Origin of the sequence: Pseudomonas sp. PA27(2017) (assembly GCF_001945445.1) — a bacterium.
Classification (GTDB): Bacteria; Pseudomonadota; Gammaproteobacteria; order Pseudomonadales; family Pseudomonadaceae; genus Aquipseudomonas.
In genome coordinates this window covers 1-14,899 of the sequence record NZ_MSXW01000026.1, presented here as the reverse complement: position 1 = coordinate 14,899, position 14,899 = coordinate 1, and the positions used below count along the sequence as shown (strand labels likewise).

Annotated in this window: 18 protein-coding genes and 1 pseudogene; 12 read left to right on the top strand and 7 right to left on the bottom strand. The window is 61.7% G+C overall.

All coding sequences use genetic code 11. The features are described 5' to 3' along the window. Positions 1 to 88 precede the first annotated feature (88 nt). Positions 89 to 367 carry a cell division protein FtsB gene (ftsB, locus tag BVH06_RS13810; protein WP_075929943.1) on the top strand — a complete coding sequence of 93 codons (279 nt, stop codon included), beginning with the start codon at positions 89 to 91 and terminating at the stop codon, positions 365 to 367. Then, positions 364 to 1,074, top strand: coding sequence for a 2-C-methyl-D-erythritol 4-phosphate cytidylyltransferase (gene ispD / locus BVH06_RS13805; protein ID WP_075934416.1), 711 nt, complete (start codon positions 364 to 366; stop codon positions 1,072 to 1,074). Before ftsB ends, ispD begins: the two co-directional genes overlap by 4 nt. A gap of 232 nt (positions 1,075 to 1,306) precedes the next feature. On the opposite strand, the gene BVH06_RS13800 is transcribed toward ispD, so the two are convergent. Next, on the bottom strand, positions 1,307 to 1,630 hold the full coding sequence (locus BVH06_RS13800; RefSeq protein WP_075929945.1) for an HPF/RaiA family ribosome-associated protein: 324 nt from the start codon (positions 1,628 to 1,630) through the stop codon (positions 1,307 to 1,309). A gap of 128 nt (positions 1,631 to 1,758) precedes the next feature. Continuing rightward, positions 1,759 to 2,646: a LysR family transcriptional regulator gene (locus BVH06_RS13795; protein WP_075934415.1), complete on the bottom strand. Its 888-nt coding sequence runs from the start codon at positions 2,644 to 2,646 to the stop codon at positions 1,759 to 1,761. Positions 2,647 to 2,767: 121 nt separating this feature from the next. Here BVH06_RS13795 and BVH06_RS13790 point away from each other — a divergent pair, with 121 nt between their 5' ends. Together BVH06_RS13790 and fghA are read left to right on the top strand one after the other, a co-directional pair. Continuing rightward, positions 2,768 to 3,880 carry an S-(hydroxymethyl)glutathione dehydrogenase/class III alcohol dehydrogenase gene (locus BVH06_RS13790; protein ID WP_075929947.1) on the top strand — a complete coding sequence of 371 codons (1,113 nt, stop codon included), beginning with the start codon at positions 2,768 to 2,770 and terminating at the stop codon, positions 3,878 to 3,880. 59 nt (positions 3,881 to 3,939) lie between these two features. Continuing rightward, on the top strand, positions 3,940 to 4,785 hold the full coding sequence (gene fghA, locus BVH06_RS13785; RefSeq protein WP_075934414.1) for an S-formylglutathione hydrolase: 846 nt from the start codon (positions 3,940 to 3,942) through the stop codon (positions 4,783 to 4,785). Positions 4,786 to 4,969: 184 nt separating this feature from the next. Here the strand turns inward: fghA and BVH06_RS13780 are convergent, their stop codons facing one another. Together BVH06_RS13780 and BVH06_RS25735 are read right to left on the bottom strand one after the other, a co-directional pair. Then, complete coding sequence (locus BVH06_RS13780; protein ID WP_075934680.1) at positions 4,970 to 5,527, bottom strand: Dps family protein; 558 nt, start codon at positions 5,525 to 5,527, stop codon at positions 4,970 to 4,972. A gap of 30 nt (positions 5,528 to 5,557) precedes the next feature. Next, complete coding sequence (locus BVH06_RS25735) at positions 5,558 to 5,698, bottom strand: hypothetical protein (protein WP_168172913.1); 141 nt, start codon at positions 5,696 to 5,698, stop codon at positions 5,558 to 5,560. Between the two features lie 79 nt (positions 5,699 to 5,777). Here BVH06_RS25735 and ispF point away from each other — a divergent pair, with 79 nt between their 5' ends. The 7 genes from ispF to rpoS all read left to right on the top strand — a co-directional run bounded on the left by ispF (position 5,778) and on the right by rpoS (position 11,693). Next, the gene (gene ispF, locus BVH06_RS13775) at positions 5,778 to 6,251 is read left to right on the top strand and encodes a 2-C-methyl-D-erythritol 2,4-cyclodiphosphate synthase (RefSeq protein ID WP_075929949.1); all 474 of its coding nucleotides are present in this window, start codon (positions 5,778 to 5,780) and stop codon (positions 6,249 to 6,251) included. Next, on the top strand, positions 6,248 to 7,306 hold the full coding sequence (truD, locus tag BVH06_RS13770) for a tRNA pseudouridine(13) synthase TruD (RefSeq protein WP_075934413.1): 1,059 nt from the start codon (positions 6,248 to 6,250) through the stop codon (positions 7,304 to 7,306). The genes ispF and truD overlap by 4 nt, the downstream gene beginning before the upstream one ends. After that, positions 7,294 to 8,046, top strand: coding sequence for a 5'/3'-nucleotidase SurE (gene surE, locus BVH06_RS13765; RefSeq protein WP_075929951.1), 753 nt, complete (start codon positions 7,294 to 7,296; stop codon positions 8,044 to 8,046). Before truD ends, surE begins: the two co-directional genes overlap by 13 nt. A 29-nt stretch (positions 8,047 to 8,075) precedes the next feature. After that, the gene (locus tag BVH06_RS13760) at positions 8,076 to 8,711 is read left to right on the top strand and encodes a protein-L-isoaspartate(D-aspartate) O-methyltransferase (protein ID WP_168172916.1); all 636 of its coding nucleotides are present in this window, start codon (positions 8,076 to 8,078) and stop codon (positions 8,709 to 8,711) included. A 22-nt stretch (positions 8,712 to 8,733) separates the two neighbouring features. Then, complete coding sequence (locus BVH06_RS13755; protein WP_075929952.1) at positions 8,734 to 9,663, top strand: DUF368 domain-containing protein; 930 nt, start codon at positions 8,734 to 8,736, stop codon at positions 9,661 to 9,663. Positions 9,664 to 9,715: 52 nt separating this feature from the next. Then, complete coding sequence (locus BVH06_RS13750; RefSeq protein ID WP_371915292.1) at positions 9,716 to 10,573, top strand: peptidoglycan DD-metalloendopeptidase family protein; 858 nt, start codon at positions 9,716 to 9,718, stop codon at positions 10,571 to 10,573. A gap of 109 nt (positions 10,574 to 10,682) precedes the next feature. After that, entirely contained in the window at positions 10,683 to 11,693 is a 1,011-nt protein-coding gene (rpoS, locus tag BVH06_RS13745) for an RNA polymerase sigma factor RpoS (protein ID WP_075929954.1), read from the top strand. 119 nt (positions 11,694 to 11,812) lie between these two features. Here the strand turns inward: rpoS and mqo are convergent, their stop codons facing one another. After that, positions 11,813 to 13,315 (bottom strand): malate dehydrogenase (quinone), encoded by a 1,503-nt coding sequence (mqo, locus tag BVH06_RS13740; RefSeq protein ID WP_075934412.1) that lies wholly within the window; start codon positions 13,313 to 13,315, stop codon positions 11,813 to 11,815. Positions 13,316 to 13,795: 480 nt separating this feature from the next. Then, the gene (locus BVH06_RS13735; RefSeq protein WP_075929956.1) at positions 13,796 to 13,990 is read right to left on the bottom strand and encodes a hypothetical protein; all 195 of its coding nucleotides are present in this window, start codon (positions 13,988 to 13,990) and stop codon (positions 13,796 to 13,798) included. Positions 13,991 to 14,133: 143 nt separating this feature from the next. Here BVH06_RS13735 and BVH06_RS13730 point away from each other — a divergent pair, with 143 nt between their 5' ends. Continuing rightward, entirely contained in the window at positions 14,134 to 14,718 is a 585-nt protein-coding gene (locus BVH06_RS13730; protein WP_075929957.1) for a YajG family lipoprotein, read from the top strand. Between the two features lie 44 nt (positions 14,719 to 14,762). Here the strand turns inward: BVH06_RS13730 and BVH06_RS25435 are convergent. Continuing rightward, positions 14,763 to 14,899: pseudogene (locus BVH06_RS25435) on the bottom strand (IS4 family transposase); the annotation flags it as partial.

Sequence of the window (14,899 nt, the reverse complement as noted above, 5' to 3'; positions counted from 1 at the left end):
TGGCGGCCTTGCCGGATATCGATGACGCAGGGAGAATCCACGGATGTCCGCCGCAGCGACCATTTCCTACCCGAGTGCATCACCTGCCATGCGTAGTCCTTACTGGCTGTTTCTCGTTCTGATCCTCGTGCTTGCTGGCTTGCAGTACCGTCTGTGGGTGGGTGAGGGCAGCTTGGCGCAGGTAACCGAGCTTCAGCAGGATATTGCCGATCAGCAAGGCGAAAACGAACGCCTGCTCGAACGCAACCGCATCCTCGAAGCCGAGGTGATGGAGCTGAAGAAAGGCATGGAGACCGTCGAGGAGCGTGCCCGCCATGAGCTGGGTATGGTCAAGGACGGCGAAACCCTCTATCAGTTGGCAGAATGAACAAACCTGATCTGCCGTCGTTCTGGGCGGTGATTCCGGCCGCCGGCATCGGTAGCCGCATGCGTGCCGACAGGCCCAAGCAGTATCTGCAACTGGCCGGCAAGAGCATTCTCGAACACACCCTACACTGTTTTCTAGGTCATCCATGCCTGCATGGCGTGGTGGTCAGCCTGGCCGAGGACGATCCCTTCTGGCCATCGCTCGAATACGCCCGTGACGGGCGAATCCATACGGCCGCCGGCGGTGCCGAGCGCGCCGACTCGGTGCTCAACGCCTTGTTGCGCTTGACCGAACTGGGCGCCGGTGAACAGGACTGGGTGCTGGTGCACGACGCCGCCCGGCCTAACCTGGCGCAAGCCGACCTCGACCTTCTGCTCGCCGAACTGGCTGACGATGCCGTGGGCGGGCTGCTCGCCGTGCCGGCCCGCGATACGCTCAAGCGCGTGGGCAGTGATGGTCGCGTGCGTGAGACCATCGATCGTTCAGTTATCTGGCAAGCCTATACGCCGCAGATGTTCCGTCTCGGTGCCCTGCATCAGGCACTGGCCGAAGCCTTGGTGTCGGATGTGGCGGTCACCGACGAGGCCTCGGCCATGGAGTGGGCGGGGCAGTCGCCGCGGCTGATCGAAGGCCGGGCGGACAACCTTAAGGTCACCCGCCCGGAAGACTTGCATTACCTGGAGCGCCTCTGGCGAGGCCGTCACTGACGCCGCTGCCCTACTTGTAGGATCCCTACCCTCGGAATGGTGCAGGCGACGCAGGCACCGCGGTAAGGCCTCCACCGATTCGCGCCGAGGGCGACGCTCTCACGCAATCACCGCTGCTCTATCTTGTAGGAGCTCCGTCCCGGGGCGAATGGTGCAGGCGGCGCCGAAATGCGGCAAAGCCTCCTTCAATTAGTACCGGGGCGACGCTCCTGTAGGCGCAGGTGGACCGCTCTCAGTGAATCCATTTCTTGGCATTCCTGCCGATGTTGCGCTCCAGCACCGACGTCAGCTTGTTCATGGCGCCATCGATGGCCTGCTGCAGCTCGCAGGCGTCATAGGAAACCGACATCGGGTCGCGACCCTTCATTCGTGCTTCGACCTTGCAGCGCTTGTCCTGGGGGCCGCTTTTGAGAGCGTTTTCGTCCGAGAGGTGGATTTCCACCCGGGTGAGATGCTCTTCGTAGCGCTGGAGTTTGTCGCGCACTCGACTGCGAATGTCAGTCTTGAATGCCATTGAGGTGTCGACGTGTTTTCCGCTGTTGACCATGACTTGCATAACCATGTCCTCATGCTGGGGGTTCGCATCGACCCGAAAAGGGGCCTCATGGGTTACGACGGAACCTCACCGGCAGGGTTCGCTGGCGGTTGTGACATTCTATGAGCGCGGTGCGCGAAACCAGGCTTTCAGGCGTATTCCGGGCGCTGAGCGAGACCGTAACGTAATGCGTCGATCAGTTGCCTGACCTTGGGCGACAGGTGCCGCTGCTGGGGATACAGCGCCCACACTGCGGTGTTGGGCGGTTGATGATTGTCGAGCAGCGAAACCAGGGCGCCGCTGCGCAGATGCTCGAGCACGTAGTAATCCGGCAACTGGCACAGGCCGAGCCCAGCCAGCGCAGCATCCAGAACGGCCTGGCCGCTGTTGCAGCGCCAGTTGCCATTGATTCGCTGTGAAGCTTCGCGGCCTTCCAGCTGGAAGGTCCAGACGTCACTACTGCCGATCAGGCAATTGTGCCGAGCCAGTTCCGACAGGCTGTGCGGGCGTCCGTAGCGTTGCAGGTAGTCCGCCGACGCGCACAGGTACATGCGCCTTGGCGCCAGTCGGGTTGCCAGCATGCGCGAGTCCTGCAGGCGGCCCAGGCGAATGGCGATGTCGAAACCGTCCTGCACCAGATCGAGAGTGCGATTACTCAGCTCGATTTCCACGCAAAGACGCGGGTGAAGCGCCATGAATGCGGTCACCAGCGGCACGATGAAGCGCTCGCCGTAGGCCACCGCACAGGTCATGCGCAGCAGGCCTTTGGGCTCGCTGCCTAGATCGCCCATAGCGTTCAACGCTTCTTCGCGAGCGTCCTGCAAGCGCTGGCAGTGTTGCAAGAAGGTATGGCCGGCCTCGGTCAAGGCCACCTTGCGCGTGGTGCGGTAGAACAGGCGGGTGTGCAGGCGTTCTTCGAGGCGGGCGATCTGCCGGCTCACTTGTGAGGACGACAAGCCCAGGCGTTCTGCCGCTGCCGTGAACTGGCCGCATTCGGCAACGGCGACGAATTCATCCAGCCCTTCCCAGCGGTTCAACGCATCTCTCGCTTCATGGATTATCCCTGTAGGGCAATAATGTTTTGCATTCTGCCTGATTATCTCAGTCGATGGCTCTACTACACTCGTCGCTATCGCAATTCATCTGGAGAGCCGGAACATGATCAAGTCGCGCGCCGCTGTAGCCTTCGCCCCCAATGAGCCGTTGAAAATCGTCGAAGTGGATGTCGAGCCGCCAAAGGCCGGCGAAGTGCTGGTGCGCATCGTCGCCACCGGCGTTTGCCACACCGATGCCTACACCCTGTCCGGTGCTGACTCCGAAGGCGTGTTCCCGTCTATCCTCGGCCATGAAGGCGGCGGCATCGTCGAAGCCATCGGCGAGGGCGTGACCTCGGTGGCTGTCGGCGATCATGTGATCCCGCTGTATACCGCCGAATGTCGCAAGTGCAAATTCTGCCTGTCCGGCAAGACCAATCTGTGCAGTTCGGTGCGCGCCACCCAAGGCAAGGGCCTGATGCCCGATGGCACCACGCGTTTCAGCTACAACGGCGAGCCGATCTATCACTACATGGGCTGCTCGACCTTCTCCGAGTACACCGTGCTGCCGGAAGTGTCCCTGGCCGTCATCCCGAAAGAAGCGCCGCTGGAAAAGGTCTGCCTGCTCGGTTGCGGCGTGACCACCGGCATTGGCGCCGTGCTCAACACCGCCAAGGTGGAAGAGGGCGCCACCGTGGCGATCTTTGGCCTGGGCGGCATCGGCCTGGCGGCCATCATCGGCGCCAAGATGGCCAAGGCCTCGCGCATTATCGCCGTCGACATCAACCCGGCTAAGTTCGACGTGGCTCGGGAGTTGGGTGCGACCGATTTCGTCAATCCCAAGGATTACGACAAGCCGATCCAGGACGTCATCGTCGAGCTCACCGACGGCGGCGTGGACTACAGCTTCGAGTGCGTCGGCAACGTGCAACTGATGCGTGCTGCGCTGGAGTGCGCGCACAAGGGCTGGGGCGAGAGCGTGATCATCGGCGTGGCCGGCGCTGGGCAGGAAATCAGCACCCGTCCGTTCCAGCTGGTGACCGGTCGCGTCTGGCGCGGTAGCGCCTTTGGTGGCGTCAAAGGCCGTACCGAGCTGCCGACCTACGTCGAGAAGTCGCAGAGCGGCGAGATTCCGCTGGATACGTTCATCACCCACACCATGGGCCTGGACAAGATCAATGACGCCTTCGACCTGATGCATGAAGGCAAGAGCATCCGCACCGTCATCCACTACTGATCAGTGGGGTAGGCAACGCCGTCCCAGGACGGCTTGCCCACCGCCCGTGAGGATTTGCCATGACTTTGGAAATCGTATCCAGTAACAAGAGCTTCGGCGGCTGGCACAAGCGCTACAAGCACCGCTCTTCCAGCCTCAACTGCGACATGGTGTTCGCCGTCTATCTGCCGCCCCAGGCCGAGCAGGGCGCCAGGTTGCCGGTGCTGTATTGGCTGAGCGGCCTGACCTGCACCGACGAGAACTTCATGCAGAAGGCCGGCGCCCAGCGCATGGCCGCCGAGCTGGGGTTGATCATCGTCGCGCCGGACACCAGCCCGCGGGGCGAGGGCGTGCCGGATGACGCCAATGGTGCTTATGACTTCGGCCTTGGCGCCGGCTTTTATGTCAACGCCACCCAGGAGCCCTGGGCCCGCCATTACCGCATGTATGACTATGTCGTGCAGGAATTGCCGGCGCTGATTGAGGCCAACTTCCCGGTTTCGGACAAACGCGGTATCGCCGGTCACTCCATGGGTGGCCACGGCGCGCTGATCTGTGCGCTGAAGAATCCGGGGCGCTATCGGTCGGTTTCGGCGTTTTCACCGATCGCCAATCCGGTCAATTGCCCGTGGGGCGAGAAAGCCTTCAGCAACTACCTGGGTGAGGACCGCTCGCGCTGGCGCGAGTGGGATGCCAGCGTGCTGATCGCCGAGGCCTCGGAGAAGCTGCCGATTCTGGTTGATCAGGGCGATCGCGATGATTTCCTCGACGGCCAGCTAAAACCCCATGCGCTCGAAACGGCGGCGAAGGCAGCGAATCACCCGCTGACGCTGCGCCTGCAGCCGGGTTACGACCACAGCTATTACTTCATTGCCAGCTTCATCGAGGATCATTTGCGTCACCATGCCGAAGCGTTGGCTGGCTGAAGTAGTTCTTCGATAGGAGAGACTTTCTCGGGCATGAAATAGGCGTCCCCACCCGCTCCCACAGATTGTTGCTGAGTGGCTTTTGTGGGAGTGCACCATGCGCGCGAAGCGATAGCGAAGGCATAGAACGAAAAAAGGGCGCTGCAGATCAGATCTGCAGCGCCCTTTTTCTATCGCCGGACGATTATTCGCCCAGGCTAGAACGCAGCATCCAGGCGTTCTGTTCATGCACGCCGATGCGCGCTACCAGCATGTCATGTGTGAACAGGTCGCCAGCCTCTTCGGCCAACTCCGCAAACTCGCTCATGCGTCTGGCAAGGGTCTCGTTGTCCAGCACCAGTTGCTTGATCATCTGCGGCGTGGTGCCGTGGGGCGCCTCGTTGTCGATCACCGTCAGCGAGCGGAAGGTTTCCCCGCCAGTCGGTACCAGCTTGCCCAGCGCACGAATGCGTTCGGCGATCTCGTCGGCGGCCTGGTGTAGCTCGTTGTACTGCTCGTCGGTCAGCTTGTGCAGGCCATAGAAGTTGCCGCCCTGCACGTTCCAGTGCACGCCCAATGTCTTCACGTACAGGGTGTAACTGTCGGCCACTGCCTTGGTCAGAGCCTCGGCGACTTTCTCGCGCGCACCGCGGTCGACGCTGGTGTTGATGCTCAGGCCATCGCCCTTGAGTTTCGATGGTGCGGTTTTCGGCGCTGCTTTTGCCTTGGGTTTAGCTACTGCCGGTTTCTTTGCTACGGCCATGATGTTCTCCATGGTTGCGGGAAATCTCTGCTACCTCTTGTCGACTCCTGCAAACGGCAAAACATTCCCATGTTTTTCATCGTGGCCCATTCGCGGCGTATGGCGTAGGTGCGGGCTGATGGCGCCGCGCTTGCCGGCAGATCGCCGGCGGCCGGAGATTTCCAGGTTCATGGCCTCCTCGCTTGCCGGGCAAGTCCGCCTCGGCCCGCGGTTTCGGGTAGAATCGACCTTTTTGCGAGGGCAACGGCTCATGCGGATCGGCCATGGTTACGACGTGCATCGCTTCGGCGACGGGGATTTCATCACCCTGGGCGGCGTACGCATTCCCCACAAGTTCGGCCTGGTCGCTCATTCCGATGGCGACGTGGTGCTGCACGCGCTGAGCGATGCGTTGCTTGGCGCCGTGGCGCTCGGTGACATCGGCAAGCATTTTCCCGACACCGACCCGAACTTCAAGGGCGCCGATAGCCGTGTGCTGCTTCGCCATGTGCTTGGTCTGGTGCATGCCAAGGGCTGGAAGGTCGGCAATGTCGACGCCACCATCGAAGCCCAGGCGCCGAAGATGTCGCCGCACATCGAGACCATGCGTGCGTTGATCGCCGAAGACCTGCAGGTCGAGCTCGATCAGGTCAACGTCAAGGCCACGACGACCGAGAAGCTAGGTTTTGTGGGCCGCGAGGAAGGCATCGCCGTACACGCCGTCGCGCTGCTGGTCAGCGCATGACGGAACTGGAACTGCTCGGCCCGCGCGCCCATGGCGAACCCTGCGGGCATGCCGTGCTCAAGGCCACCGCCGAGGATTTTCAGGTCGACGAGGTGCTCGACATCGAGTTGTCCGGGGTGGGCGAGCACCTGTGGCTGTGGGTCGAAAAGCGCGGGCTGAATACCGAGGATGCTGCGCGTCGCCTGGCGCGGGCCGCAGGTGTGCCGATCCGGATGATCAGTTACGCCGGTTTGAAGGACAAACAGGCGCTGACCCGGCAGTGGTTCAGCCTGCATCTGCCGGGCAAGCAAGACCCTGACTTGGCGACGGCTCAGGACGAAACCCTGGCGATCCTCAAGCAGGTGCGACATACCCGCAAGCTGCAGCGCGGTGCTCATGCCGCCAATGGCTTCACTCTGCGCCTGACCGGGTTGCAGGCCGACAAGGCCACCCTGGACCAGCGCCTGCACATCATTCGCGAGCAGGGCATTCCCAACTACTATGGTGCCCAGCGCTTCGGTTTCGACGGCGGCAACGTGGCCCATGCGCGGCATTTCGCCGAGCGCGGTGAGTTGCCGGAAAAGCGTAACGTGCGTTCGCGGGTGCTCTCGGCGGCGCGCAGCTTCGTGTTCAATCGGGTGCTCGCCGAGCGTGTTGCAGCCGGCACCTGGAACCAGGCGTTGCCTGGCGATCTTCTGGCGTTCACCGACAGCCGCAGCTTTTTCGCCGCTGGTGAGGCCGAATGCAAGGATCCCCGCCTGGATGCGCTCGATCTGCATTCCACCGGGCCTTTATGGGGTGAGGGCGCTTCGCCTGCTCAGGGCGCGACGGGCGATCTCGAACAGCGTATCGCCACTGCTGAGGCACAGCTCACGCACTGGCTCGCACAAGCGGACATGGCGCACGAACGGCGTATCCTGCGCCTCCCCATTAGCGGTTTGACGTGGCATTATCCCGAGCCTGACATTCTGCAACTGGAATTCGTCCTGCCGGCTGGATGTTTCGCCACCGCTCTGGTGCGCGAAATCGTCGAGCTTTTACCGGCAGGGCAGACGGACAACCCATGCGTATTCTGATTTCTAACGATGACGGCGTGGCCGCACCGGGCCTCGCCGCGTTGCACGCTGCGCTGGCTGATTACGCCGACTGCACGGTGATCGCCCCCGACGGCGACCGCAGCGGCGCCAGCAGCGCGCTGACCCTGGATCGCCCGCTGCACCCCTGCACCCAGGCCAATGGCTATATCAGCCTCAATGGCACGCCCACCGACTGCGTGCACCTGGGCATTAACGGCCTGCTGCCCGATGTGCCGGATCTGGTCGTGTCGGGCATCAACATGGGCGCCAATCTGGGTGATGACGTGTTGTATTCCGGCACCGTAGGCGCCGCGCTCGAGGGCCGCTTTCTAGCCCGCCCGGCATTCGCCTTTTCGCTGGTCTCCCGTTCGGCCGAGAATCTGCCCACCGCGGCTCATTTCGCCCGCAAGCTGGTCGAGGCTCACGAACAGCTCGATCTGCCGCCTCGTACGGTGCTGAACGTCAACGTGCCTAACCTGCCGCTCGAGCGTATCCGTGGTGTGCAGCTGACCCGCCTGGGCCATCGTGCCCGCGCCGCCGCACCGGTCAAGGACGTCAACCCGCGAGGCAAGGCCGGCTACTGGATCGCTGCTGCCGGGGATGTCGAGGATGGCGCTGAAGGCACCGACTTCCACGCCGTCATGCAGGGCTACGTGTCGGTCACGCCGTTGCAGCTCGACCGCACTTATCAGGATGGACTCAACCGCCTCAAACCCTGGCTGGAGGGGTTGATGAAATGAATCGGGAGCATGACCGCCACGGGATTGGCATGACCTCGCAGCGCACGCGCGAACGCCTGATCCAGCGACTCTACGAAGAAGGCTTGTCCAACGCCGGCGTGCTCGAGGTGATCAGGCGCACGCCGCGTCATCTGTTCGTCGACGAAGCCCTGGCCCATCGCGCCTATGAAGATACGGCGCTGCCGATTGGGCACAACCAGACCATCTCGCAACCCTACATGGTGGCGCGCATGAGCGAGCTGCTGCTCGCCGCCGGCCCGCTGGACAAGGTGTTGGAGATCGGTACGGGCTCCGGTTACCAGACGGCCATCCTGGCGCAACTGGTCGAGCGGGTGTTCACCGTCGAGCGCATTCAGGGGCTGCAGGAACGGGCGAAGGAACGATTGGTCAAACTCAGCCTGCGCAACGTGGTCTTTCGCTGGGGCGATGGCTGGGAAGGCTGGCCGGCGCTGGCGCCCTACAACGGGATCATCGTTACCGCCGCGGCCTCGGAAGTGCCCCAGGCGCTGCTGGATCAGCTGGCTCCAGGCGGCCGTCTGGTGATTCCCGTCGGTTCAGGTGACGTTCAGCAATTGTTATTGATCATTCGCGAGGAGCAGGGTTTCTCCCGGCACGTACTCGACGCAGTACGGTTCGTGCCCCTGCTTAACGGCCCGCTGGCCTGATTCGAATCGAACGGAAGGATGCATGAAGAAGACCTTGCTGCTGTATACCAAAGGAATGGCGATGGGCGCGGTCGATGTAGTGCCTGGTTTCTCCGGCGGCACCGTTGCCCTGATCACCGGTATATACGACAAGCTTCTCGCCTCGTTCGCCGCCATGCCCCAGGCCTTGATGCTGCTCGCACGCGGGCGCATCGCCGCGGCGTGGCAGGCTTGCAATGCCAGTTTTCTGCTGGTGGTTTTGCTGGGCATTCTCAGCAGTATCTTCACCCTGGCTCGGGCCATCAGCTACCTGATGAACGAGCACCCGGTGCCGCTCTGGGCGTTCTTCTTCGGGCTGGTGCTGGTATCCGTCTATCTGGTGGGGCGCGAGGTGCAGGCCTGGCGCGGTAACCGGTTGGTCGGCTTTGCCGTCGGCCTGGCATTCGCATTGTGGATTACCCTCGCAGTGCCCATGCAACTGTCCGCCGACCCGCTGATGTTGTTCTTCGCCGGTGCCATCGCCATCAGCGCGATGATCCTGCCGGGTATCTCGGGCAGCTTCATCCTGGTGCTGCTCGGTCTTTACCCGGTAGTGCTAGGGGCCGTGAAGAATTTCGATCTGGCCGTGCTGGCGGTGTTTTGCGCCGGTTGCGTGCTAGGTCTGCTGACCTTCTCGAAGGTGTTGAGCTGGCTGCTCGCCAACATGCGCGACCTGACCATGGCCTTTCTGGCCGGGTTGATGCTCGGCTCGCTGGTCAAGGTCTGGCCCTGGAAACAAACCCTCACATGGCAAACCAATCGTCATGGTGAATCGTTTCCACTCGAACAGGTCAATCTATTGCCGTGGCAGTTCGCCGATGTCAGTGGAGACGACGCGCAATTGCTGCTGGCCATCGTGTTGAGCCTGTGCGCTATCGCGTTGGTATTGGGCGTTGAGTGGCTGGCGCGCCGCCGCCAGGTTGAAGAGGTGTGACGTTTCGGCGTTCTTTACCGGTCGCTCGAGGCCGTCTGCAAGGGAGATTGGGGTGAGTTCCACAGCCAAACAAGGACATCGTTCCTCGGGCATGCTGCGCAACCTGCTGGTGATGACTGCCGTAGGTGCGCTGCTGGCCGGCTGCGCCAGCTCGCCATCGGGTGGTGTGCAGGTCGTCGATCGCAATAGCGCTGCTTCGCAGCGCCAGCCGGTCACCTCTGGCCAATACCGAGTGCAACGTGGGGACACACTTTACTCCATCGCCTTCCGCTATGGATGGGACTGGAAAGCACTGGCTGCGCACAATGCCATCGCGCCTCCGTACATGATCCGCGTGGGCCAAGTGATTCGCTTCGGTTCCGGCAGTTCTGGCGGGCCCGTCACCGCCTCCACGCCGCCTGCCTCGAGACCCGTCGCAACCACGCCAGGTCGGCCTTCCACGCCGGTGCAAGCGCCTCCGGCACAAACCACCACTCGTCCAACGACGCCGATCGTGACGACTCCTGCCACCACCCCCGTGGAGCCGGTTCAGCGTTCCGCAACAGGTTGGGCGTGGCCGGCGAGCGGTGCGATTATCGGCCGTTTTTCCTCAAACGGTAGTTTGAATAAAGGCATTGATATAGCAGGTGAATTGGGACAGCCTGTCCTTGCTGCGTCTGGTGGATCCGTTGTCTACGCCGGGAGTGGGTTACGGGGCTACGGCGAATTGGTGATCATCAAGCACAGCGATACCTACGTGAGTGCCTACGGTCACAACCGCAGGCTGCTGGTACGTGAGGGGCAGCAGGTCAAAGTCGGGCAACAGATTGCCGAGATGGGTTCCACGGGAACTGACCGGGTGAAGCTTCACTTCGAAATTCGCCGCCAGGGTAAGCCTGTAGATCCAATGCAATACCTGCCACGTCGTTGATCTGTCGCTCGTTCACCCGCTCACGTGGGATGGACGGGCTCTGATGTTGCCAAGGACAAGCGCACATCGGAGCTTGCTGGTCGAACTCAGCAAGGGACGGAACAATAAAATGGCACTCAATACCAAGGCAGCGCCGGAGTTTGACATCGATGACGAAGTGCTCCTGATGGAGCCGGACATCGATCTTGACGAGGCTAACGACAAGGCGGCTACTGCCAAGGTCGCCACGCGTAGCAAGGCCAAGCAGCCTACCGGCAGCAAGCAGCACAAGTACATCGACTACACCCGGGCGCTCGACGCCACTCAGCTGTACCTCAACGAAATCGGTTTCTCTCCACTGCTCACTCCTGAAGAAGAGGTGTTCTTCGCGCGTTTGGCGCAGAAGGGCGATCCCGCCGGGCGCAAACGCATGATAGAAAGCAACCTGCGGCTGGTGGTGAAGATCGCCCGGCGCTACGTGAATCGCGGGTTGTCGCTGTTGGACTTGATCGAAGAAGGCAATCTCGGCCTGATTCGCGCCGTCGAGAAATTCGACCCGGAGCGCGGCTTCCGCTTCTCCACCTACGCCACCTGGTGGATCCGGCAGACCATCGAGCGGGCGATCATGAATCAGACCCGCACCATTCGTTTGCCCATTCATGTGGTCAAGGAACTCAACGTCTACCTGCGTGCTGCGCGGGAGCTGACCCAGAAGCTCGATCACGAACCTTCCCCCGAGGAAATCGCCAATCTCCTGGAAAAACCGGTGGGCGAGGTCAAGCGCATGCTTGGCCTCAACGAGCGGGTGTCTTCGGTGGATGTATCCCTGGGGCCAGACTCCGACAAGACGCTACTCGACACCCTTACCGATGATCGCCCCACCGATCCTTGCGAGTTGCTGCAGGACGACGATCTATCCCAGAGCATCGACCAATGGCTGTCGGAGCTGACCGAGAAGCAACGCGAGGTTGTGGTACGACGCTTCGGTCTGCGTGGCCACGAAAGCTGCACGCTCGAGGAGGTTGGCCAGGAGATCGGCCTGACGCGTGAGCGCGTGCGGCAGATTCAGGTCGAAGCACTCAAGCGACTGCGCGAGATACTCGAGAAGAACGGCCTTTCCGCCGACTCGCTGTTCCAGTAACACCCGGCCTGCCAGGCCCTCGGCCAGTCAGCTTGCTGACTGGCTTTTTTATTGTCGCGGGCACTGAACTGAAGAAATGAAAACGGCGCCTCCAGGGCGCCGTTTTCGACAGGCCTTGATCAGGCCGGCAGGGCATCTCGCAACTGCAGCAGCGTATCCGACTGTGCCTGAACGGCGCGGTATTGCTCGGCGTCACTGACAAGCGTCGCGGCGGGTACCGGGAACATCTCGTTCAGCTTGCTGCTCCACTCAGCTGACGCCGATTGCTCGGGGAAGCAGCGGCGGATCAGGTCGAGCATGATCGAGACGGTCACCGAGGCGCCAGGGGAAGCGCCGAGCAGGGCGGCAATGGAGCCATCTTGGGCGGCCACCAGCTCGGTACCGAATTGCAGGATGCCGCCTTTCTTGGCGTCCTTCTTGATGATCTGCACGCGTTGGCCGGCAATCTCCAGGCGCCAGTCGCTGGCCTTGGCCTGCGGGTAGAAGCCGCGCAGGGTATTGAGGCGCTGCTCCTGGGACTGCATGACTTCCTTGACCAGGTAACGCGTCAGGTCGAAGTTGTCGCGGGCCACCGCCAGCATCGGGCCAATGTTGTTCAGGCGCACCGACATCGGCAGGTCGAGGAACGAGCCCTTCTTAAGAAATTTGGTGGTGAAGCCGGCATAGGGCCCGAACAGCAGCGATTTCTTACCGTCGACCACGCGCGTATCCAGGTGCGGCACCGACATGGGCGGCGAGCCGACTTCAGCCTGGCTGTACACCTTGGCCTGATGCTGGTTCACCACTTCCGGGTTGTCGCAGCGCAGCCACTGTCCGCTGACCGGGAAACCGCCGAAACCCTTGCCTTCGGCGATGCCGGACATCTGCAGCAGGGGCAGAGCGCCGCCGCCAGCGCCGAGGAACACGAAGCGGGCCTGGATCTGGCGGTGATTGCCGCTCTTCTGATCCTTGGTGCTCACGCGCCAGCCGTGCTCATTACGAGTGAGGTCGGTAACGCGCTGGTTGAAGGTCACCCGAGCCTCGTTCTGCTGAACCAGATGGTCGAGCAGGCTCTTGGTGAGCGCGCCGAAATTGACGTCCGTGCCGTTGGCCACGTGGGTTGCTGCGATTGGCTCGTTCGGGTCGCGGCCCGGCATCATCAGCGGCATCCATTCGTTCATGGTGGCGCGGTCTTCGCTGTACACCATATCTTCGAAGGCGTGGTGCACATGCAGCGCCTCGAAGCGCTTCTTGAGGTAGTCGATGCCTTTCTGGCCGCGGACGAAGCTCAAGTGCGGAACGGGATTGATAAAGGACTTGGGCGAGCCGAAGGTGCCTTTCTTGACCAGGTAGGCCCAGAACTGTTTGGACTCCTCGAACTGCGCGTTGATGCTCACTGCCTTCTTGATATCGATGGAGCCGTCGGCAGACTCGGGGGTGTAGTTGAGTTCGCACAGGCCGGCGTGCCCGGTACCCGCGTTGTTCCACGGATTGGAACTCTCTGCCGCACCGAAGTCCATTGCCTCGACGACTTCCAGTTTGATACCCGGATCGAGCTCCTTGAGCAGCACCGCCAGCGTTGCGCTCATGATGCCGGCACCGACCAGCACTACATCTACAGCTTCGTAATCGTTCTGCGCCATTACCACATCTCCAAAAAATCAGCGTCCAGTCATAGGCCGTCGGCCTGGGCGGCAAAGGCGCCTGTCAGCGGTTGCCGAGCTGTATTGAGGATTGGGATAACGGGAGGAGGTCGCCGTGTCCTGCCGCAAGATGATTCATATGTTCGCCACACTCTTGTGAAGTTATTGAAACCGTTTTTTCACGTCCTTTTGGAACGCGAACCTCAAAAGTTCATGTGCCTGTTGGGCCGTTCCAGCCGGCAGATGTTCCGCGAAAACGCGGCCATCGCATGGAGGAGGGCCTTCGATATCGAGCAGCACGAAGTGGGCGACTCTCTGTGGCGTTGCCGATGGCATGACTGCATCAGCGGTACGGCGATGCCGATCAGGAGGCGTCCTTATAATCGGGGCGCGATTATAAGGCGAAAGCGGGGGAAGTGATCAGGTGCGTGTGACTTTTATTGCACATGCAGCGAAGCAGGCGGATGCCCGAGCTGGCGCTCAATGGCGGGCAAATGCGCTTTTCGGCAAGGGCGCGCCGAGCCAGGTCAGACGCTGCTCCTTGACCTCGTGCCAGCCCGCGGGGCCCGGTGGCTGGGCACTCTGGCGAAACGCGCGGCAGATGCCATGCTCATCCAGGCAGGCGTAAATGCGTGGGTTCGGGGTGGCGGCAAATTTCTGCAGAAGTGCGCGCATCAAACAAGCTCCGTTCATGCAAAGCGACCAAAGTCTTATACCTCCAGCATGTGACGAGAGCGTGACGCGGAACCGCGCTCACCGTTTGCAGGTCGATTCGTTATACTTCGCGAGCCTTAAGCGCCCCTCATGGAGAACCGAGTATGAATCGCCTGTTGTTTGGTCTGGTTGCCGTTATCAGTCTGGCTCTTGTCGGTTGTGCCCACAGCCCGCAACAGCTCAGCCCACAGCCCAGGCTGATTGGGTCACTTACTCCCGTTGGCCAAGGCCAGCCGGTGGTGGTGCGCGTGGTGGATGGGCGTCCTTCTCCGGTACTGGGCACTCGCGGCGGTCTGTATCCGGAGACCAGCGCCATCAGCGTATCGGGCCAGGACGTGTTGCCCAAGCTGCAGGCTCAGGCCGAGGCAGCCGTACGCCTACTGGGCTTCACCCCGTCGGCCAATGCCTACAACGCGCCGCAACTGACCCTGACCCTGGCCGAACTGAAGTATCAGTCGCCCAAGGAAGGCATGTACGTGACAGAGGCCGATATGACCGCCAGCTTCCGTGCCGATGTGCAGAACAGCAACCGTCGTTACAGTGGCCGTTATGGCGCTTCGCTGAACCAGCGTTTCGGCATGGCGCCTAACCAGGAAACCAACACCAAGCTGGTCAGCGACGTGCTGAGCGATGCCCTGACCCGAGCCTTCAAGGATCCGACCCTGGGGCAGATTCTCAGCGGTCAGTGATCTGACGGCAGACAAGAAAAAGCCCCGACACGTCGTAATGCTGTTCACTTAAGCGGAGCAGCCTTACGATCCACTGGATATCGGGTTTTGGAAATCTTCACCGTCCTGGGTCTTCCCGGCCTTGGACGGTGATCCAGAAACATTCCTCCGATACCTCCCCGCAGCTCAGCCAACCTTCTGC